Source organism: Actinomadura monticuli (assembly GCF_041463655.1).
GTDB classification, from domain to species: Bacteria; Actinomycetota; Actinomycetes; order Streptosporangiales; family Streptosporangiaceae; genus Spirillospora; species Spirillospora monticuli.
Map to the genome: position 1 here is coordinate 91,494 of NZ_JAXCEI010000018.1, position 18,857 is coordinate 110,350.

The following is an 18,857-nucleotide window of genomic DNA, read 5'->3' on the forward strand; positions in this document are numbered from 1 at the left end:
TGCGCCGGTGAGCCGGGCTGTGAAGGATGATCCGCATTCGAACGAAGGCGACGGCATGGACATCACGGTCAGGTACCAGCTCACCCCGGACGAGATCGGGCGGGCCGCCCAGCGCGGGCTCAGAAGCCAGCTCACGGCCGTCTACGCGGTGCTGGTGACGGTTCTGGTCGCGGGAGCGGCGATCCTCTTCGTCCTCGGCGAGACCGTCCTGGCCGTCGCGCTGCTGGCGGGGTCGGTGCTCGGGCCGCTCGCGGGGACCTGGTGGATGCACCGGCACGTACGGAGGCAGCTCGCGCACCTCTGCGTCCCCACCACGGTGCAGGTCACGGACGACGGCTACGAGTGCCGCACCGACGAGTCCACCATGGCGATGCGCTGGTCGATGTTCGACAGCGTCGTGACCACCGAGGAGTTCTGGCTCCTGTTCGTGAACGGGCAGCCCGCGGCGTTCCTGCCCAAGAAGGCCTTCGACGCGGCGCAGCGGGCCGAGATCGCCGGCTTCCTCGCGACCCGCGAGGGACCCGCACGCCGTCCCGCGGGTCCGGGCGCGGTCAGCGGCCCTGGAAGTCCGGGGGGCGGTTCTCCAGGAAGGCGGTGATGCCCTCCTTGGCGTCCTCGGTGCCGGTCAGGGCGACCAGCTCGGACAGCAGGTGCGCAACCTGGTCCTCCAGGGGGCGGCCCTCGATCGCGAAGAAGGCGTCGCGGCCCCGGCGCAGGCCGACGGGGCTCTTGGACGCGATGGCGCGGGCCAGCTCGTCGACGCGCGCGTCCAGCTCGGCGCGCGGGACGACCTCGGTGACCAGGCCGATGTCGCGGCCCTCGGCGGCGGTGACGCGGGCGCCGGTGTAGTAGAGCTTGAAGGCGTGCTTGGGGGCGACGTTCCGGTTGATGATCGCCATGATCATCATGGGCCAGAGGCCGACGTTGACCTCCGGGGTGGCGAGCGTGACGTCGTCGGCGGCGATCACCAGGTCGCAGGCGGCGGCGAGGCCGAGGCCGCCGGCGACGGCGTGCCCGGCCAGCCGGGCGATGATCGGCTTGCCCAGCCGGGGGAAGGCCGTGAACAGGCGGAACGGGGCGCTCTCGCGGACGGCGGAGGCGTCCGCGACCGACCGGCCGTCGGCCTGGGCCGCGCCGAGGCCGCCGAGGTCGGCGCCGGCGCAGAAGGCCCGGTCCCCGGCGCCCGTGAGGACGATCACCCGGACGTCGGCGTCGGCCTTCGCCCGCTCGAACGCGTCCAGCAGCTCGTCGATCATCCGGTCGCTGAGCGCGTTGCGGGCGTCGGGGCGGTTCAGCGTGATGCGCGCGATCCGCTCGCCCGCCGCGTAGATGATCGTCTCGTACATGCCCTCTTCCCGGGTCAGAACGGCGTCTGCCCCTGGTGGCGGGGCACCAGGGGCAGGCTACGCGGCGAGGTCGTCAGAGACGCTCGATGATCGTGGCGTTGGCCTGGCCGCCGCCCTCGCACATCGTCTGGAGGCCGTAGCGGCCGCCGGTGCGCTCCAGCTCGTGCAGCAGCTTGGTCATGAGGATGCCGCCGGTGGCGCCGAGCGGGTGGCCCGTCGCGATGGCGCCGCCGTTCGGGTTGGTCTTCTCCAGCGAGGCGCCGGTGTCGCGCGACCACGCGATCGGGACCGGGGCGAACGCCTCGTTGACCTCGAAGACGTCGATGTCGTCGACCTTCAGGCCGGACTTGGCCAGCGCCTTCTCGGTCGCCGGGATCGGGCCGGTCAGCATGTAGACCGGGTCCGAGCCGCAGACCGCGAGGGTGTGGATGCGGGCGCGCGGCGTGAGGTTGTGCCGCTTGACGGCCTCTTCGGACGCGATGAGCAGCGCGGACGCGCCGATGGAGATCTGCGAGGCGACGGCCGCGGTGATGACGCCGCCCTCGCGCAGGACCTTCAGGCCCGCCATCTTCTCCAGCGTGGTGTCGGGGCGGGCGCCCTCGTCCTGGGACAGCCCGGCGAGGGGCGCGATCTCCCGCTCGAAGTAGCCGGCCTCGATGGCCTTGGCGGCGCGCTGGTGGCTCTCCAGCGCGAACTTCTCCAGGTCCTCGCGGGTGAGCCCCCACTTCTCGCACATCAGCTCCGCGCCGCGGAACTGGGAGATCTCCTGCATGCCGTACCGCTCGGTCCAGCCCTCGCCGTACGGGAAGTCCAGTCCCTTGACGATGCTGGAGCCCATCGGCACCTTGGCCATCTGCTCGACGCCGGACGCGACGACCAGGTCCTGGGTGCCGGACAGGACGCCCTGGGCGGCGAAGTGGATCGCCTGCTGGGACGACCCGCACTGCCGGTCGATGGTCACGCCGGGCACGGTGTCCGGCAGCCCGGCCGACAGCCACGCGGTGCGCGCGACGTCGAGGGCCTGCGGGCCGACCTGCATGACGCAGCCCATGATGTTGTCCTCGACCGCGGACGGGTCGACGCCGGTGCGGTTCACGAGCTCCTTGAGCACGTGCGCTCCGAGATCGGCGGGGTGAACGTCCTTCAGCGCGCCCTTCTTGGTACCGACGGGGGTACGGACCGCGCCGACGATGTACGCCTCGGCCACTACGCCTCCAAAGTGTGGGGTGGTTCCGTCCCGAAACCGAGTGAGATTCGGTTAGTCAGTATGAGATTACATCCATCATGGCGCAACGCCATGTGAGCTGAGTCTCCGACTACCCCTTAGGGGCGGACCCCTCGGGCACGGCGCGCAGGAGAGCGCCGTCCTCCTCGTCGCCGAGGGACGCCTCGGCCAGCCGGGTCAGCAGCTCCGCCAGCTCAGGGTGCTCGTCGGGCTCCCAGCCGTCCACGTGCCGGCACAGGCCCTCGCGGCGTGCGGCGAAGAGGCGGTCGGCAACGAGACGGCCGGACGCGGTCACGGCGAGCGTCCCCTCCTGCCGCCTGACGTACCCGGCCGCGACCAGCCGGTCGACGTACGGTCGGCCCTCCTCGATCGTGACGCCGGCGCGGTCGGCGAGCTCCTGCCCGCCGACCGCGCCGTCCTTGGCGATGCGGCACAGCGCCCAGATGCTGCCGGCCGGCAGTTCCACGCCGCAGAGCACGGCCAGCCGGTTGTAGAGCTCGGCCGCCTTCGGGTCCTTGCGCATGAGCTCGCTCAGGGCGCGCTCTATCTCGTGCCTGGACGAACGGACGGTGGGCGCCGCGCCGAAGCCCTCGCCGTAGTCGTGCGTCTCCGACGTCGCCCGCAGCGGGACCTCGCGCAAGAACCACGTGAGCACGAACGCGACCGCCGCTACCGGCACGGCCCAGAGGAACACCGAGTCGATCGACTCCGCGTAGGCGTGCAGCACCTTGTCCTTGACCTCGGCGGGGAACCTGTCGAGCAGCTTGGGGTCCCCCTGGACGGCCGCCGGGTCGAACCCGCGCGGCAACGCCCCGGCCAGGCCCTCGATGTTCGAGGCGAGCTGGTTGCTGAAGATCGAGCCGAACACCGCGACACCGAACGACCCGCCGATCTGCCGGAAGAACGTGACCCCGGACGTGGCCGACCCGAGGTCCTCGTACGACACCGCGTTCTGGACGGCGATGACGAGCACCTGCATGACCAGGCCCAGCCCGAACCCGAGCAGCGCGAACCGCAGGCTCATGCTCAGCGTGGAGGAGTTCTCGTCCAGCCGCGAGCACAGCCACAGGGCCACCGCGATGATCGGCGTCCCCAGCACCGGGTAGATCTTGTAGCGGCCGAAGCGGGTGATCAGCTGCCCGGACCCGACCGAGCTGGCCAGCATGCCGAGCATCATCGGCAGCAGGTGGACCCCGGACAGCGTCGGCGACACCCCGTGCACGATCTGCAGGAAGATCGGCAGGAACGTCAGCGCGCCGAACATCGCGAACCCGACCGCGAAGCTGACCGCCGCACCCAGCGCGAACACCCGGTTCACCAGCAGCTTCGGCGGCATGATCGGCTCGGCGGCGCGCCGCTCGACCAGCACCCAGACGGCGATCAGGGCGAGCGAGCCGGCCAGCAGGCCGAGGATGGGCGCGGAGATCCAGTCGTAGCGCGTCCCGCCCCAGGTCGTCATCAGCACGAGCCCGACGGCCCAGCCGACGATCAGCAGCGTGCCGAGGTAGTCGATGCGGTGCCGCTCGCGCTCCCCCGTCGCGGGCAGGACGGCGGCGATCACGATCAGCGCGAGCACGCCGATCGGCAGGTTGACGTAGAAGACCCAGCGCCACGACAGGTTGTCGACGAACCAGCCGCCGAGCAGCGGCCCGCACACGCTGGCCACGCCGAAGACCGCGCCGAACAGGCCCTGGTAGCGGCCGCGCTCGCGGGGCGGCACGACGTCCCCGACGATCGCGACGACGAGCACCATCAGCCCGCCGCCGCCGAGCCCCTGCAGGGCGCGGAACACGATCAGCTCGAACATGTCCTGGGACAGCCCGCACAGCGCCGACCCGACCAGGAACAGGACGATCGACGCCTGGAACAGCCGCTTGCGCCCGTACTGGTCGCCGAGCTTGCCCCACAGCGGCGTGGACGCCGTCGAGGCGAGCAGGTAGGCCGTCACGACCCACGACAGGTGGTTGAGCCCGCCGAGGTCGCTGACGATCGTCGGCAGCGCCGTGGACACGATCGTCTGGTCGAGGGCGGCCAGCAGCATGGCCAGCATGAGCGCGCCGAGGATGACGAAGAGGTCGCGGCCCTTCGGCATGGTCCGCTGGTCCCCCGCCGCGCCCCTCACCGTCGTCATGCCAACCCCCAGAAGGTGCCGCGCCCGTGCGGGGGATGCCTACCCAGAGGCCGGACGAGATCACCCGGCCCCGGGTGGCGGGACGTGCGGGGACGTCAGCGCACGATGTCGGAGGCGACCTTCGCCGCGCCGATCCCGACGGCGCTTGCGGCGATCGCCACGGCCCCGGCGGTCACCCACAGCGGCAGCGCCTTGGTGGTCTTCAGCCCGCTGGTGACGTCGAGCGCGTCGATGGCGAGGCCGAGCCGCGCCCAGAGCCGCCGCCCGTTCTCGTCGCTCAGCAGGTATCCGGCGCCGACGGCCACCTCCCGGGCGCCGAACATCCGGACCACGTAGTCGCGGCCCGGGTCGGCTCCGCCGCCCATGCCCATCAGCTTCACGGTCAGCCCCGGCGCGGCGAGCGCCGCGACGCCGAGGGCGACCCGCCCGCGCGCCAGGTTCGTCATGAGGCCGTCGACATTGTCCTGGCCGTCTACTTCCTTCGCATCTGCCACAGGGGTGAGGTTATCGGGCGCACGCCGAAACGGAACCGGCGGGTAACCCGTTCCTTACACGTCTATGGTGCAGGGAGGCGGCACTCCCCCGGCCCGGAAGGTTGACCCCATGGAAGGCATCCTCGCCCTCGTCGTCGTGTCGCTCCTCGCCGCGTTCTGCGTGCGCTGGGCCGCGGTCCGGCTCCGGGTGCCCATGCCCACCCGCGTCGCCGTGATCACCGTGTTCGTGCTCGTCGTGCTCGCCATGTACGGGCAGCACCTGCGGGGGTGAAGCGGCATTGAAATTGCCTTGGCGCGGACCCGAACTTACTCCCCCGGCAGTGAGTCATAACTGACGAAACCCGGCTTCACGCCCCGCCCGGCGCGCCCGACCAGGGAAGCCGGCCCGAGCCGAGGGAGTGCACCCGTGCCGCAACCGGCGCCCGCCGTCCAGCGCAGCGGCGGCCCGATCGCCCCGCACCTGAGGCGGCTGCTGGAGTTCGTCGAACCCGGCCGCGAGGACGTCTGCCTGGACGTCGCGCGGGGCCGGGGCCCGATGCCCGCCGCGCTCGCCCCCCAGGTGCGGCACGTGACCGCCGTGGACGCGATGCCCGAGCCGCCGGCGCGCGCCGACACGTCCGGGCGCATGTCCACGATCGAGTTCGGGACGGGCCCGGTCCGCATCACCGGCGACGGCGGACCGGACGGCGACCGGCCCGCGGCCGCCACCACGCGCGAGGACCGGGTGCGGCACCCGATCGGCCCCGACCGTCCGACGATCAAAGCGGACGCCACCGCGCTGCCCTACCGCGACAACGCGTTCTCCCTCGTCACCGCCCGGTTCTCGCTCTACACCCTGGGCGACCCGGACGACGTGCTGCGCGAGCTCCTGCGGGTCTGCCGCCCGGACGGACGGGTGATCATCGCCGATCTCGTCCGCGGCAACCTCGCCGGCCCCGAGCGCGACCGGATCGAGCGGCTCCGCGACCCCGACCATCCCGGCACCCCGTCCATCGCCCGGCTCACCGAGATGATCACCTCGGCGGGCGGCAGCATCCGCCGCCTGGACGTGTTCACCGTGGAGCGCCCCATCGAGCCGTGGCTCGCCGGGGCCTGCGACGACGCCGCGGCCGACCGCATCCGCGAGGCCCTCCTCGACGAGGTCGACGGCGGCCCCAAGACCGGCGCCAAGCCGCGCGTCATCGGCGGCGAACTGTGGTTCACCCAGACCTGGGCGCACGTCGCCGCCGAACCGATCCCCTAGGACCTCACGGGACGAGCACGGCCGCTCCCGTGAAGCGGTCTGCGGCGAGGTCGGCCAGCGCACGGCCGGCCTCGTCCAGCCCGTAGACGTGCGTCGTGACGGCGACGTCCAGCCGCGCGGCCAGCCGCAGGAACTCCTCGCCGTCCGCGCGCGTGTTCGCCGTCACCGACCGGACCTCCCGCTCCTGGAAGAGGTGCCGCTCGTAGTTCAGGGGCGGGACGTCGCTCAGATGGATCCCGGCGATCGCGCACGTCCCGCCGCGGTCGAGCCGCTCCAGCGCGGCGGCCGCCAGCTCCCCCGCCGGCGCGAACACGATCGCCGAGTCCAGCGGCGCGGGCGCCGCGTCGAACGAGTCGCCCGCGAAGGACGCGCCCAGCTCGCGGGCCAGCTCCCGGGCGGCCGGGCTGCGCGTGTAGACGTGCACGTCGGCGCCCTCGGCGAGCGCGATCTGCGCGGCCAGGTGGGCGGAACCGCCGAACCCCCAGATGCCGAGGCGGCCGCCCGGCGGGAGCGCGGCGCGCCGCAGCGCCCGGTAGCCGATGATGCCCGCGCACAGCAGCGGCGCGGCGCGGACGTCGTCCAGCTCGGGCGGCAGCGCGTAGGTGTAGGCGTCGACGGCGAGCGTGTACTCGGCGTAGCCGCCGTGCGCGTCCCAGCCGGTGTAGACGGACGAGGGGCACAGGTTCTCGGCGCCGCGGCGGCAGAACCGGCAGGCGCCGCACGTCCCGCGCAGCCACGCCACGCCGACCCGGTCGCCGGGCCCGTGCAGGCACCCGGGACCGGCCGACACGACCTCGCCGACGATCTCGTGCCCGGGTGTCACGCCCGGCAGGTGGACGGGCAGATCGCCCTCGGCGACGTGCAGGTCCGTCCGGCAGACGCCGCACGCCAGCACCCGCACCAGCAGCTCACCGGGCCCGGGCGACGGGACCTCGCGGTCGGCGCGGCGCAGCGGCCCCGACTCGATCGGGGACGGCCTCTCCACAGCCCACGCGCGCATCGCTACGGCGTCAGCGGCAGCTCGAACCAGACCGCCTTGCCATCGGCGGTGGGCCGGGCGCCCCAGCGCGTCGCGAGCTGGTCGACCAGGTAGAGGCCGCGGCCGCCCTCGTCGGTCTCGCCGGCGCTGCGGATGCGCGGCAGCCGCATGTCGGCGTCGAACACCTCGACCCACACCATGTCGTGGCCGCGCCGCAGCCGGAGCCGGAACTCCTTGGTCGGCGGCTCGCGGCGGCCGAGGTCGGCGCCGAGGTCCCAGTCGTCCTCGTCGAACTCGTCGGCGCCGAAGTCGTCGCCCTCGAAGCCGTCCAGGGCGGTGGCGAAATCGGTGTTGAACTGCACGGGCGGGGGCGCGCCGAGCGGCTCGCCGCCGCGTCCCGGCGGCCCGGCGGGCACCGGCACGACCATCTCGCGGCGCGGGGCCGGGGTGGCGGTGGCGTGCAGGACGACGTTCGTGACGACCTCGGAGACCAGCAGGCAGGCCAGCTCGGCCTGCTCGTCGAGCATCCCCCAGCCGGCGAACGCGTCGGCGGCCATCCGGCGCGCCTCCGACACCATGATCGGCTCGGCGGTGAAGGTGCGCTCCTCGACGGCCAGCTCGTCGCCCGCGGTGCGGATCACCACGATCGCCACGTCGTCGTCGATGTCGCCGGGCACCGCGTCGTAGGCGGCGTTCGCGACGGCCTCGACGCCGCCGCCCGCCGCCTTCGCGACCGCGGCGCGGACCATCTCCCGCGACTCCTCGCGGGTGTAGTACTCGCCGTCGTCCTTGGGCCGCCGGTCGATGAGGCCGTCGGTGTAGAGGACGAGCGTGGAACCCGGCTTCAGCTCGGCCGTCTCCTCGTTGAAGAGGATCTCGCCGCCCATGCCGGGGGCGCGCAGGCCGAGCATGCCGCCCTCGCTCTCGAACTCCAGCTCGCGGACCTGGCCGTCCACGACGATGAGCGGCGGGTCGTGCCCGGCGTTGGCGAACTCCAGGACCCGCGACCACGCGTCGTACACGAAGTAGGTGCAGGACACGAGCGGCGGCCGGACGAGGTCGTCGCTGTTCCACCCCGAACGCATCCGCTCGGGGCGCGTCATCGTCCGGACCCACTCGTCCAGCTTGCGGAGGATGTCGGCGGGCGGCTTGTCGTCCTGCGCGAAGGCGCGCAGCGCGGCCCGCAGCTGGCCCATGACGGCGGCGGCGCGCGCCCCGCGCCCCTCGACGTCGCCGATGACGAGGCCGACCCGCCCCGCCGACAGCGGGATCACGTCGTACCAGTCTCCGCCGACCTGCGTCTGGATGCCGTGCCCGTGCGACTCCAGCGGGCGGGCCGGCTCGTACCGCCAGGCGATCTGGAGGCCGTCCAGCGGGGGCGGCCGGTCGCCGGGCAGCAGGTGCTTCTGGAAGGCGAGCGCGGTCTCGCGCTCCTCCTCGAACAGCAGCGCGTTGTCGACGGCGAGCGCGACCCGGCTGGCGATCGCGCCGAGCAGGTCGCGGTCGAAGCCGTCGTAGTGCGGGTCGGGCCGCTTGGTCAGGTTCGACAGCGCCAGGCTCATCACGCCGAGCATCTCGCCGCGCACCAGCAGCGGCGCCGAGATCACCGAGGTGATCCCCATCTCGACGCCGAGCCGCTTGGACGACTCGGTGGGCGCCGCGAACCGGTGCTGGATCATGTCCTCGACGAGGACGGCGTCGCGGCGGTCCATCGCCTTGGCGCTGAAGTGGCCGGGCGGGTAGGAGACGGGCTCGCCGACCTCCGCCCACGTCCCGGGCGGCGGCTCCCAGTCCCCGGCGTGCCGCGACACCCGGCGGTAGAGCCGGTCGCCGCTGTACAGGTCGATGAAGCAGTGGTCGGCGAACTGCGGGACGAGCGTGTCGGCGACCCGGCGGAGGGTGTCCTCCAGCTCCAGCGACCCGGCGAGCCGCTCACCGATCCGCTCCATCAGCCCGTAGCGCTCCTGCTCGCGCTGGTTGGAGCGGAGCGCCTCCCGGGCGAAGATCACGACGCCGTCGACGGCGCCCGACGGGTGCCGCAGCGGCACCGCGTGCGCGCGCGTGTAGACGGTGGTGCCGTCGGCGCGCAGGTTGCAGAACGTGCCCTCCCAGACGCCGCCCTTGAGGACGTGCTTGGCGAGCTCCGTCGCCTGCTCGTGGTCCTCCTCGGCGATGCCCAGGGACAGGATGGAGTGGCCGATGATGTCGTCGCCGCCGAACCCGAACAGCTGCCGCGCGAACGTGTTGCCGTAGATGACGTTGCTGAAGCGGTCGCAGACGATGACCGCCATCTCCATCTGGTTGAGGACGGTCTCGGGCGGCAGATGCACCTCGTCAGGCGCTTCCCCCCAGTGGTTCATCTCCCCATCCCGATCCTGAAGCCGACCGCCGCCCCCGGCCCGTCGGACCCCGGGCGTCGCACGGCCGGCGCATGAGTTCGCCTCGTCGTATTGAACGACGAACCCGCCGCCGGGATACGCCCGAAAGACGCGATGGTATGGAGATCTTCGGTATAGACCGCCGGGACCGGTGTTCGCACGCCGACCGTGTCAGCGCCTGCTGACGAAGACGTGTTCGGCGATGTCGCGCGGTAGCTCCGTCGCGGGCCCCTCGTCCTCGTCGTCACTGACCACCCGTACCCCGTCATCGGTCGCCCGGAGAATCACCTCTCGTCCCGGTTGTATCCCTATCTGCTTGAGTCTAAGCATCAGGTCGCTGTCGCTCTGCACCTGCTCGCTGATCCGCCGGATCACCGCGCCGGCGCCGCCGCGGCTGGCCACCGCCGTCATCACCGACAGCGGTGCGGCGTCGCCGTCCGCGCCGTGCCCGCCGAGCTCGTCCAGGCCGGGGATCGGGTTGCCGTGCGGGCAGGTGGTCGGGTTGTCCAGCAGCGCGACGAGGCGGCGCTCGACGTCCTCCGACATCACGTGCTCCCACCGGCACGCCTCGATGTGGACGTCCTCCCAGGGCAGTCCGATGACGTTGACCAGCAGGCATTCGGCGAGCCGGTGCTTGCGCATGACGCGCGTGGCGAGACCGCGACCGCTTTCGGTCAGCGCTAGGTGCCGATCGCCCTCGACCCGGAGCAGGCCGTCGCGTTCCATCCGCGCGACCGTCTGGCTCACCGTCGGGCCGCTCTGGGAGAGCCGCTCCGCGATGCGCGCGCGGAGGGGAATGATCCCCTCCTCTTCGAGCTCGAAAACCGTCCGGAGGTACATCTCCGTGGTATCGATAAGGCCGTGTGAGGTCACAGCTCCCTCCAGTCTTATGACCAACGAGTCTACTTGCTCGGACCCCACCCCGCCGGGCCCTGCGAATATCCCCGTGAAGCGGGGTAACGCCAACGCAAGATGAACGCGAAACCTTCCCATGACGCGGAACCGTTCCTGCCCGCCGCGCCGGAGGAGCGGGCCGACCTGGACGCGCGTCAGCCGTCCACCGGGACGGTCTCGGTCGTGCGGGCGTCGTAGCGCAGCAGTGACGGGACCGCGAACGCGGCGACGATCACCAGAACCGCGCAGGCCAGGCCACCGCCCACCCACGACGCGGTGGCGCCGGCGACGCTGGCGGTCGCGCCCGCCCGCACGTCCCCGAGCCGGGGGCCGCCCGCGACGACGACGGTGAAGACGCCCTGGAGCCGGCCGCGCATCTCGTCCGGCGCGTACGTCTGGAGCATCGACTGGCGGAACACCGCCGAGACGAGGTCGGCGGCGCCGCCCACGGCGAGCAGCACCACCACGAGCCACAGCCGTCCGGCGAGCCCGGCCGCCGCCACCGCCAGGCCCCAGACGACGATCGACACCACGAGGGCGATGCCCTGCTTGCGCACCCGCCCGATCCAGCCGGACGACAACCCGCCGAGGAACGCCCCGATCGCGATGGCGGCGAACAGCCAGCCGACCGCGCCCTCCCCGCCGAACCGGGTCTCGGCCACCTCGGGGAACAGGGCGCGCGGCATCGCGATCGCCATCGCGATGATGTCCACCACGAACGACATCAGCAGCACCGGCTGGGTGACGAGGTACCGCAGCCCGTCGATCACCGATCGCAGGCCCGGCGATCCGGTGACGTCGCCGAGCGGCGGGATCGCCGGCAGCCGCAGCGCCGCGTACAGCACGACGGTGAACAGCACGGCGTCGAGCGCGTAGGCCGCCGCGTAGTGCCAGTGGGCCAGCAGCACGCCGGCGAACAGCGGCCCGGCCAGCATGCCGAACTGGCTGGCGGTGAAGTTGAGGGTGTTGGCCGCCGGGACGAGCGTCCGGTCGACCAGCCGGGGGACGATCGCGCTGCGGGTCGGCGAGGCCACCGCGAACCCGATCGCCTGGACCGCCACCACGCCCATGATCAGCGCGAGGCTGCCGATGCCGAGCAGCGCCTGGACGAGCAGCAGCAGCGTCGCCGCCCACATCACGCACGACGAGGCGAACAGGAGCTTGCGCCGGTCCATGTGGTCGGCGACCGCGCCGCCCCACAGCCCGAACACGATCAGCGGGACGAGGTTGACGAAGCCGAGCACGCCGACCCACAGCGACGACCGCGTCATGTCGTACACCTGGACGGGGACGGCGACGGCGGTGACCTGGAACCCGACGAACGACACGCCCTGCCCGAGCCACAGCCGCCGGTACGCGGGCAGGGCCAGCGGCCGGGTGTCGATGGCCAGCCCGCGCAGCCCGCCGCGCGCGGAGCCGCGGGGTGTCGCGGGCTCGTCCGGCTCGGCGCCGGGGTCGGCCTTCCCGACGCTGTCAGGAGTGTCGGCGGGGGTTGGCTGCTGTTCCGGGGTCACGGGGACAGTCTCTCCGCCGTCCACTCGCCGAAGTCGTCCGCACCCCCCGCGAGTACGTCGCGGCGGTAACGCATGCGGTCGTGCAGGCGGTCGCGGCGGCCCTGCCAGAACTCGATCGACTCGGGGACGACGCGGTACCCGCCCCAGAAGTCCGGCAGCGGGACCGCGTCTGCGTCGTCCTCGCCCGGCACCCCCGGCGGGTGCCCGGCGGCCGGATCCGGCCAGCGCCCGGCCGCCTCCGCGTAGCGGCGCTCCAGGCCGTCCCGTCCGTCGATGACGCCCGACTGGTGCTCGCTGGCCCAGGCGCCGAGCCGCGACCCGTACGGGCGCGTCCGGAAGTAGGCGGCGGCCTCGTCGCGAGTGAGTTCCGCCACGGGCCCGGCGACGCGCACCTGCCGGTAGAGCGGATGCCACGGGAACACGAGCGCCGCGCGCGGGTTCTCGGCGAGATCGCGCGCCTTGTCCGACGCGAGGTTCGTGAAGAAGCGGAACCCCTGCGGCCCGTACCCCTTCAGCAGGACGAGCCGGGCGCTCGGGACGCCGTCCCCCGAGGCGGTGGCGAGCACCATCGCATTGGGCTCGACGAGCCCGGACGCGTGCACATCGGCGAACCACGCGGCGAACAGCGCGAGCGGATCGGAGGGGAGCGCCGACTCGGACAATTCGCCCGACTCGTAGGATCTCCGGAGCCGCGCGGGATCGGGCGTTGGGGAACTCACAGCGTCAGAGCCTCTCACCTGGGAGTTGTGCAACTGGCATGACCCCTGGGTACTGGTCAGTAAGGCGGACAGGGTTCAATGGCACGGCACCGCCTTATCACTCCTGGGGACGAAAGGCAGGACGACATGTCCGACTTCAAACCTGGTCTTGAGGGGGTCGTCGCCTTCGAGACCGAGATCGCCGAACCGGACAAGGAGGGCGGCGCCCTCCGGTACCGGGGCGTCGACATCGAGGAACTCGTCGGCCGCGTCTCCTTCGGCGACGCCTGGGGCCTGCTGGTGGACGACAGCTTCACCCCCGGACTGGCCCCCGCGGACCCGCACCTGCTCCCGGTCACCTCCGGCGACGTGCGGGTGGACGTCCAGAGCGCCCTCCCCACCCTCGCCCCCGCGTACGGGATGAAGCCGCTGCTCGACATCTCCGACGAGGAGGCCCGCGCCGACCTCGCCCGGGTGTCGGTGACCGCGCTGTCGTTCGTCGCGCAGTCCGCCCGCGGCGTCGGCGTGCCGATGGTCCCGCAGAACCGGATCGACGAGTCCGGAACCATCACCGAGCGGTTCATGGTCCGCTGGCGCGGTGAGCCCGACCCCAAGCACATCCGGGCCATCGACGCGTACTGGGTCTCCGCCGCCGAGCACGGCATGAACGCCTCCACCTTCACCGCGCGGGTGATCGCCTCCACCGGGGCGGACGTCGCGGCCAGCATGTCCGGCGCGATCGGCGCCATGTCGGGCCCCCTGCACGGCGGCGCCCCCGCCCGCGTGCTCCCGATGATCGAGAAGGTCGAGCAGCTCGGCGACGCCCGCAAGGTCGTCACCGGCATCCTCGACTCCGGCGACCGGCTGATGGGCTTCGGCCACCGCGTCTACCGCGCCGAGGACCCGCGCGCCCGCGTCCTGCGCCGCACCGCCAAGGAGCTGGACGCCCCCCGCTTCGAGGCCGCCAAGGCCCTGGAGGACGCCGCCCTCGCCGAGCTGCGCGAGCGCCGCCCGGACCGCCCGATCGAGACGAACGTCGAGTTCTGGGCCGCGGTCATCCTGGACTTCGCCGAGGTCCCGACCGCGATGATGCCCGCCATGTTCACCTGCGGCCGCACCGCCGGCTGGGCGGCGCACATCCTGGAGCAGAAGCGCACCGGGCGCCTCGTCCGGCCGAGCGCGAAGTACACCGGCCCCGGCAGCCGCTCCATCGAGGACGTCGCCGGAGCGACGGACATCCTCAAGGGCTGAACGACTTCCCCCCACCCCTCGCAAACCCCTCGCAAACGACTTGCCGAAAGGCCCCCGAACCGATCCGGGGGCCTTTCGCGTGCGCACGGCGACTCGCGGGCCTACCGCGGCGGGCTTCCCGGCTCCGCACCGCCCGGCGGGCAGTCGGCCTCGCCCTGCACGCCCGCGAGCAGGTCGATCCGCTTGTTCTTGATCGACGGGTCGGCGGTGACCGGGCCGAGGTAGACGACCGTCGCGTGCGGCTTGCCGGACTCCTTCACGTGGTCGTCCTGCGCCTCGATCGCGTCCAGGACCCCGTTCAGCCGGTAGGACGGCCGAGGCGAGGTCGAGGGCCGCCGCCGTCGGCGCGCCGGATCTCGCGCAGGTCGCGCAGCCACAGCTCCAGCAGCGGGAACCGCAGCGCCGGCTCGCCCCGGGCGCGGCTGCTCGGCTGCGACAGCTCCCGCTTCGCCTCCCGCAGCACGCCCGCGACGTCGGTGGCGGGCGTGTCGGCGGCGATGTGGGACACCGGGGCGCGCTCGTCCTCGCAGCGGGACTTGAGCATCTCGGCGGCGTGCGCGGTGGCGCGGCCCGGGCCGAGGAGCAGCAGCAGCGGCCGGAGCCGCTCCCGCCAGCGCCACGGCGGCCGCTCCCGCAGCCGCTCGAACAGGTCGAGCACTCCGCGCAGCCGGTCCTCGCCCAGGACCCCGTCGCCCTCGCCCGCCATGCCTCAACGCCTCGCTTCCCGGCTCGCGTTCCCCTCCGCCCGCTCCCCCGGACCGCCCGCTGCTTGGACGCGGCGGGCCCGGCCCGGGTTCTGTCCGGCCTTTGCCATTATTGGACGCATGAGCCAAGATCCCGACGAGCCGCTCGAAGGCGACATCGGTCCCGCGGCCGCACGGGAGCCGGGGACGGCGCGGGGCCGCGCCGCCGAAGCCGCCGAAGCCGCCGAAGCCGCCGCGGAACTGCGGCGGTACGAGGCCGAGCGCGAGGCGCGCCGCCGCCGCACCAACGCCGCCTCGGGCCGCATCGCCGTGGTGGTCGCGGCGCTGTTCCTGGTGTTCCTCATCTACGACTCCGTCAACACGGCCGTCGAGGCGCACGCCAGGGGCGACGACTGGGTCTACCCGCCGGCCGTCGTCGCCGGCGTCTGCGCGTTGGCGCTGGCAGCCCTGCTGACCTGGGCCCTGCGGCGCCGGCGTCTCGGGATGTGAACCCTGCCCGCGATCTTCGCCGCAGGTCAGATAGCCTTCTACGAGTGACCGACAGCGCGAATCCAACCATTGACATTCCAGCCGATCTCAAGCCCGCGGACGGCCGTTTCGGATGCGGTCCGTCCAAGGTCCGCCCCGAGCAGCTCGCCGCCCTGGCCGGGTCCGGTTCCACCTACATGGGGACCTCGCACCGCCAGAAGCCGGTGAAGTCCCTGGTCGGGCGCGTCCGGGAGGGCCTCGCCCAGCTGTTCTCCCTGCCCGAGGGCTACGAGGTCCTGCTCAGCAACGGCGGCACCACCGCGTTCTGGGACGCGGCGGCGTTCGGGCTCGTCCGGCAGCGCTCCCAGCACCTGACGTTCGGTGAGTTCTCCAGCAAGTTCGCCAAGGTCACCACGGGCGCGCCCTGGCTGGGGAACCCGACCGTCATCACCGGCCCGCCCGGAACGCACCCGGAGGCGTCCGCCGAGGAGGACGTCGACGTCTACGCGCTCACCCACAACGAGACCTCGACCGGCGTCGCCATGCCGATCAGGCGCCCGGCGGGCACGACCGCGCGCGAGGGGCTCGTCCTGGTGGACGCCACGTCCGGCGCGGGCGGCCTGCCCGTCGACGTGACCGAGACCGACGTCTACTACTTCGCGCCGCAGAAGTGCTTCGCCGCCGACGGCGGCCTCTGGGTGGCGCTCGCGTCCCCGGCCGCGCTGGAACGGATCGACGAGATCGCCATGTCCGACCGGTACGTCCCTGAGTTCTTCAACCTGAAGACGGTCGTGGACAACTCCGCCAAGGACCAGACCTACAACACCCCCGCCGTGGCCACGCTGCTGCTCCTCGCCGAGCAGATCGAGTGGATGAACGGCCAGGGCGGGCTCGCGTGGACGACGTCCCGCACGGCCGACTCGTCCCAGCGGCTCTACACCTGGGCCGAGAAGACGTCCTACACGACGCCGTTCGTGGTCGACCCGGCGCAGCGCTCGCAGGTCGTCGGCACGATCGACTTCAACGACGACGTGGACGCGGCCGCCGTCGCCAAGGCGCTGCGCGCCAACGGGATCGTCGACACCGAGCCGTACCGCAAGCTGGGCCGCAACCAGCTGCGCATCGGCATGTTCCCGGCCATCGACCCCGACGACGTCGAGGCCCTCACGGCCTGCGTCGACTACGTCGTCGAGCGGTTGTAGGCGTCACCCTCGGGGACGCCACGCCGCGTCCCCGAGGGCTGTCTCAGGTGACCGTCAAGCCCTGCTTTCCCGAGGGGGGACGCCCCCCACGCCCCCGGTTCGCTCCGCTCAAGCCACGGTCGCCAGGCCGCCGGTGCCGCCGGCGCGCTGGACGGCGCGGTGGAGCAGACCGGCCTGGTCGACCTCCTGGTCGTCGGCGGTGAAGCCCGTCCAGACGCGGGGGTCCATGTCGGTGTCGCGGGCCGTGGGCAGGAAGTTCGCCGTCACGAGGACTTCGGGCCGGTCGCGGCGGCCGGGGCGGCTCTCCATGCCGATCTTCGCGTAGGTCCCCTCGCGGAGCATGACGACGGAGGCGAACTCCACCCGGGTGTGCCGTTCGGCGTCCCGGAACCAGCGCGGGTTGGACGCCCAGTAGATGTTCTGGTCGGTGTCCACGGCGACGGTCAGCGGGCTGAGCGCGCCCCGCGCCAGGTGCACCTCGGTGGGGCGGTCGCGGTGGACCCAGGCGAGCGCGACCCGTCCGACCACGGCTTCGAGGACGCGGGTCACATCCGGCGGCCCCGCGCAGCCGGCCAGGAGCTGGAAGATCGGCTCGCTGTCGGTCGTGCCGGACGACGGCGGCAGCGCGAACCGGGCCCGCAGGCCGGCGGCGTCGATGTCCCCGTTGTGCGTGGCGACGACGTCCTGGACGGCCATGGGGCTCGCGTTGCGCGGCTCCAGCGGCGAGCCCTGCGTCGCCCACCGGGTGTGGCCGAGCGCGACGGGCGAGCGGTCCAGCTCGGGCACGTACGCCGGGCGCCAGATCCGCGAGAAGGGGCCGCGGCCCTTCACCACCCGGCAGCCGCCGGGCGGGCCCCCGAGGCCCGGCCAGCCGCCGAGGCCCGGCCACGCGCCGAGGAGCGCGAGGCCCGCCGAGTCCGTTCCGCGTTCCTCCGCGAGCATGCCCAGCGTCACGAACACGTCCGACGCCCGTCCCGGGTCATCGGCGAACGGCGAGCGCACCATCCCGAACAATCCGCACATGCCTGATGAGATGCAGATCATGGGCGGACGGTTCGACTCGTCCGCGGGTCCGAATAGGCTCGGTGCGTGAACCGCGCGCCCCAATGGCTGCTTCCCACCGTGCTGACCGCGCTCGTCCTCGCCGTGGTCGTCGGTGCGCTGCTGAGCTGACCGGCGCGGGTCATATGATCGACGGGGCGCGGAACGGGGATGATCAGGCCATGTCAGCAAGCCGCGTCGCCGCCCGTGCCGGGGCCGCGATCGCCGTCTTCGGAGCGTCCGTCGCCGTCTTCGCGCCCGCCTCGCCGGCCGCCGCAGGGAAGGACGACGACCGGGTCGCGTTCACGATCCGCGACCCGCGGATCACCGAGTCCAGCGGCCTCGCCGCGAGCGCGCGGCATCCGGGCGTCGTCTACACCCACAACGACTCCGGCGGCGTCCCCAAGATCTTCGCGCTCGGCGGGGACGGGCGGGTCAGGGCCGTCCTCACCGTCGGCGGCGCGAACGCCCGCGACTGGGAGGGCATGGCGCTCGGCAGGGACGCCCGCGGCCGTCCGGCGATCTTCGTCGCGGACATCGGCGACAACCTCGGCGGCGCCTGGCCGTACGTGACCGTGTACCGCATCCCGGAGCCGGCGGACCTGCGCAGCCGGACGCTGCGCGCCACCGCGTTCAAGATCAAGTACGAGGACGGGCCGCGCAACGCCGAGACCCTCATGATCAACCCGCGGACGAACCGGCTCTACATCGCCAGCAAGCTGTTCGGCGGGAAGATCTACGAGGCGCCGAAGCGGCTGCGCACGAGCGGGTTCAACGTCATGCGCAAGATCGGCGGCGCCCCGGCCATCGCGACCGACGGCGCGTTCTCCCCCGACGGCCGCACCTGCGTGATCCGGACGTACTTCGGCGCCCGGCTGTACTCGGTGGGCGCCGACGGCCGGCCCGGCAAGACGCTGACGTCGATCGACGTGCCGGCCCAGGCGCAGGGCGAGTCCGTGACCTACACGCCGGACGGCAGGTCGCTGCTCGTCGGGTCGGAGGGCACGAACCAGCCGGTCTACCGGGTGCCGCTGCCGGAGGAGGCGCTGCCGTCGCCGACGCCGTCCGGCCCGCACGGGAACGCGGGCGCGGCGGGCGGGCCCGAGAGCGGCCGCAGGGACGCCACCGGCACCCGGGTCGGCCTGTTCCTCGCGCTGGCGATCGCGGGAGCGGTCGGCTACGGGCTGATGAAGGGGCGCCGGTGACGCGCGGGAGCGGGGCGGCGGATGGGAACCGGGTGGCGGGAGACGGCCGTACGACCTGACCGGCACGATGGAAAAGGCTCTCGG

Annotated in this window: 19 protein-coding genes; 7 read left to right on the forward strand and 12 right to left on the reverse strand. The window is 72.9% G+C overall.

Annotated features, from left to right (window positions below; genetic code table 11):
* Positions 1-55: 55 nt before the first annotated feature.
* On the forward strand, positions 56-598 hold the full coding sequence (locus SM611_RS31160; protein WP_371953894.1) for a YcxB family protein: 543 nt from the start codon (positions 56-58) through the stop codon (positions 596-598).
* On the opposite strand, the gene SM611_RS31165 is transcribed toward SM611_RS31160, so the two are convergent.
* The 4 genes from SM611_RS31165 to SM611_RS31180 all read right to left on the reverse strand — a co-directional run bounded on the left by SM611_RS31165 (position 552) and on the right by SM611_RS31180 (position 5,196).
* The gene (locus SM611_RS31165) at positions 552-1,346 is read right to left on the reverse strand and encodes an enoyl-CoA hydratase-related protein (RefSeq protein WP_371953895.1); all 795 of its coding nucleotides are present in this window, start codon (positions 1,344-1,346) and stop codon (positions 552-554) included. The genes SM611_RS31160 and SM611_RS31165 overlap by 47 nt on opposite strands.
* A 73-nt stretch (positions 1,347-1,419) precedes the next feature.
* A complete protein-coding gene (locus tag SM611_RS31170; protein WP_371953896.1) occupies positions 1,420-2,553 on the reverse strand; it encodes an acetyl-CoA C-acetyltransferase in 1,134 nt (377 codons plus the stop codon).
* 109 nt (positions 2,554-2,662) lie between these two features.
* A complete protein-coding gene (locus SM611_RS31175) occupies positions 2,663-4,702 on the reverse strand; it encodes an MFS transporter (protein ID WP_371953897.1) in 2,040 nt (679 codons plus the stop codon).
* A gap of 95 nt (positions 4,703-4,797) precedes the next feature.
* Positions 4,798-5,196 carry a hypothetical protein gene (locus tag SM611_RS31180; RefSeq protein WP_371953898.1) on the reverse strand — a complete coding sequence of 133 codons (399 nt, stop codon included), beginning with the start codon at positions 5,194-5,196 and terminating at the stop codon, positions 4,798-4,800.
* A gap of 109 nt (positions 5,197-5,305) precedes the next feature.
* On the opposite strand from SM611_RS31180, the gene SM611_RS31185 reads away from it, so the two are divergent.
* A complete protein-coding gene (locus SM611_RS31185) occupies positions 5,306-5,467 on the forward strand; it encodes a hypothetical protein (protein ID WP_165965296.1) in 162 nt (53 codons plus the stop codon).
* 135 nt (positions 5,468-5,602) lie between these two features.
* Positions 5,603-6,439: a class I SAM-dependent methyltransferase gene (locus SM611_RS31190; protein ID WP_371953899.1), complete on the forward strand. Its 837-nt coding sequence runs from the start codon at positions 5,603-5,605 to the stop codon at positions 6,437-6,439.
* A gap of 4 nt (positions 6,440-6,443) precedes the next feature.
* Here SM611_RS31190 and SM611_RS31195 read toward each other — a convergent pair whose 3' ends face one another.
* The 5 genes from SM611_RS31195 to pdxH all read right to left on the reverse strand — a co-directional run bounded on the left by SM611_RS31195 (position 6,444) and on the right by pdxH (position 12,923).
* Positions 6,444-7,439, reverse strand: coding sequence for a zinc-dependent alcohol dehydrogenase family protein (locus tag SM611_RS31195; RefSeq protein ID WP_371953900.1), 996 nt, complete (start codon positions 7,437-7,439; stop codon positions 6,444-6,446).
* A gap of 2 nt (positions 7,440-7,441) precedes the next feature.
* Positions 7,442-9,778, reverse strand: coding sequence for an ATP-binding SpoIIE family protein phosphatase (locus tag SM611_RS31200; RefSeq protein ID WP_371953901.1), 2,337 nt, complete (start codon positions 9,776-9,778; stop codon positions 7,442-7,444).
* Positions 9,779-9,967: 189 nt separating this feature from the next.
* A complete protein-coding gene (locus SM611_RS31205) occupies positions 9,968-10,669 on the reverse strand; it encodes an iron-dependent transcriptional repressor DtxR (RefSeq protein ID WP_371953902.1) in 702 nt (233 codons plus the stop codon).
* A 176-nt stretch (positions 10,670-10,845) separates the two neighbouring features.
* The gene (locus SM611_RS31210; RefSeq protein WP_371953903.1) at positions 10,846-12,204 is read right to left on the reverse strand and encodes an MFS transporter; all 1,359 of its coding nucleotides are present in this window, start codon (positions 12,202-12,204) and stop codon (positions 10,846-10,848) included.
* On the reverse strand, positions 12,201-12,923 hold the full coding sequence (gene pdxH / locus SM611_RS31215; protein WP_371953904.1) for a pyridoxamine 5'-phosphate oxidase: 723 nt from the start codon (positions 12,921-12,923) through the stop codon (positions 12,201-12,203). Before pdxH ends, SM611_RS31210 begins: the two co-directional genes overlap by 4 nt.
* Positions 12,924-13,049: 126 nt before the next feature.
* Here pdxH and SM611_RS31220 point away from each other — a divergent pair, with 126 nt between their 5' ends.
* Positions 13,050-14,153 carry a citrate synthase 2 gene (locus SM611_RS31220; protein WP_371953905.1) on the forward strand — a complete coding sequence of 368 codons (1,104 nt, stop codon included), beginning with the start codon at positions 13,050-13,052 and terminating at the stop codon, positions 14,151-14,153.
* 101 nt (positions 14,154-14,254) lie between these two features.
* Here SM611_RS31220 and SM611_RS31225 read toward each other — a convergent pair whose 3' ends face one another.
* The gene (locus SM611_RS31225) at positions 14,255-14,413 is read right to left on the reverse strand and encodes a hypothetical protein (protein ID WP_371953906.1); all 159 of its coding nucleotides are present in this window, start codon (positions 14,411-14,413) and stop codon (positions 14,255-14,257) included.
* 38 nt (positions 14,414-14,451) lie between these two features.
* On the reverse strand, positions 14,452-14,859 hold the full coding sequence (locus SM611_RS31230) for a hypothetical protein (protein WP_371953907.1): 408 nt from the start codon (positions 14,857-14,859) through the stop codon (positions 14,452-14,454).
* A 118-nt stretch (positions 14,860-14,977) separates the two neighbouring features.
* Here SM611_RS31230 and SM611_RS31235 point away from each other — a divergent pair, with 118 nt between their 5' ends.
* Complete coding sequence (locus SM611_RS31235; RefSeq protein ID WP_371953908.1) at positions 14,978-15,346, forward strand: hypothetical protein; 369 nt, start codon at positions 14,978-14,980, stop codon at positions 15,344-15,346.
* Positions 15,347-15,390: 44 nt separating this feature from the next.
* Positions 15,391-16,527, forward strand: a complete 1,137-nt coding sequence (serC, locus tag SM611_RS31240) for a phosphoserine transaminase (RefSeq protein ID WP_371953909.1) — start codon at positions 15,391-15,393, stop codon at positions 16,525-16,527.
* Positions 16,528-16,635: 108 nt separating this feature from the next.
* On the opposite strand, the gene SM611_RS31245 is transcribed toward serC, so the two are convergent.
* Complete coding sequence (locus SM611_RS31245) at positions 16,636-17,550, reverse strand: class II glutamine amidotransferase (protein ID WP_371953910.1); 915 nt, start codon at positions 17,548-17,550, stop codon at positions 16,636-16,638.
* A 200-nt stretch (positions 17,551-17,750) separates the two neighbouring features.
* Between SM611_RS31245 and SM611_RS31250 the strand changes: the two genes are divergently transcribed.
* Positions 17,751-18,773: a hypothetical protein gene (locus SM611_RS31250; protein ID WP_371953911.1), complete on the forward strand. Its 1,023-nt coding sequence runs from the start codon at positions 17,751-17,753 to the stop codon at positions 18,771-18,773.
* Positions 18,774-18,857 lie beyond the last annotated feature (84 nt).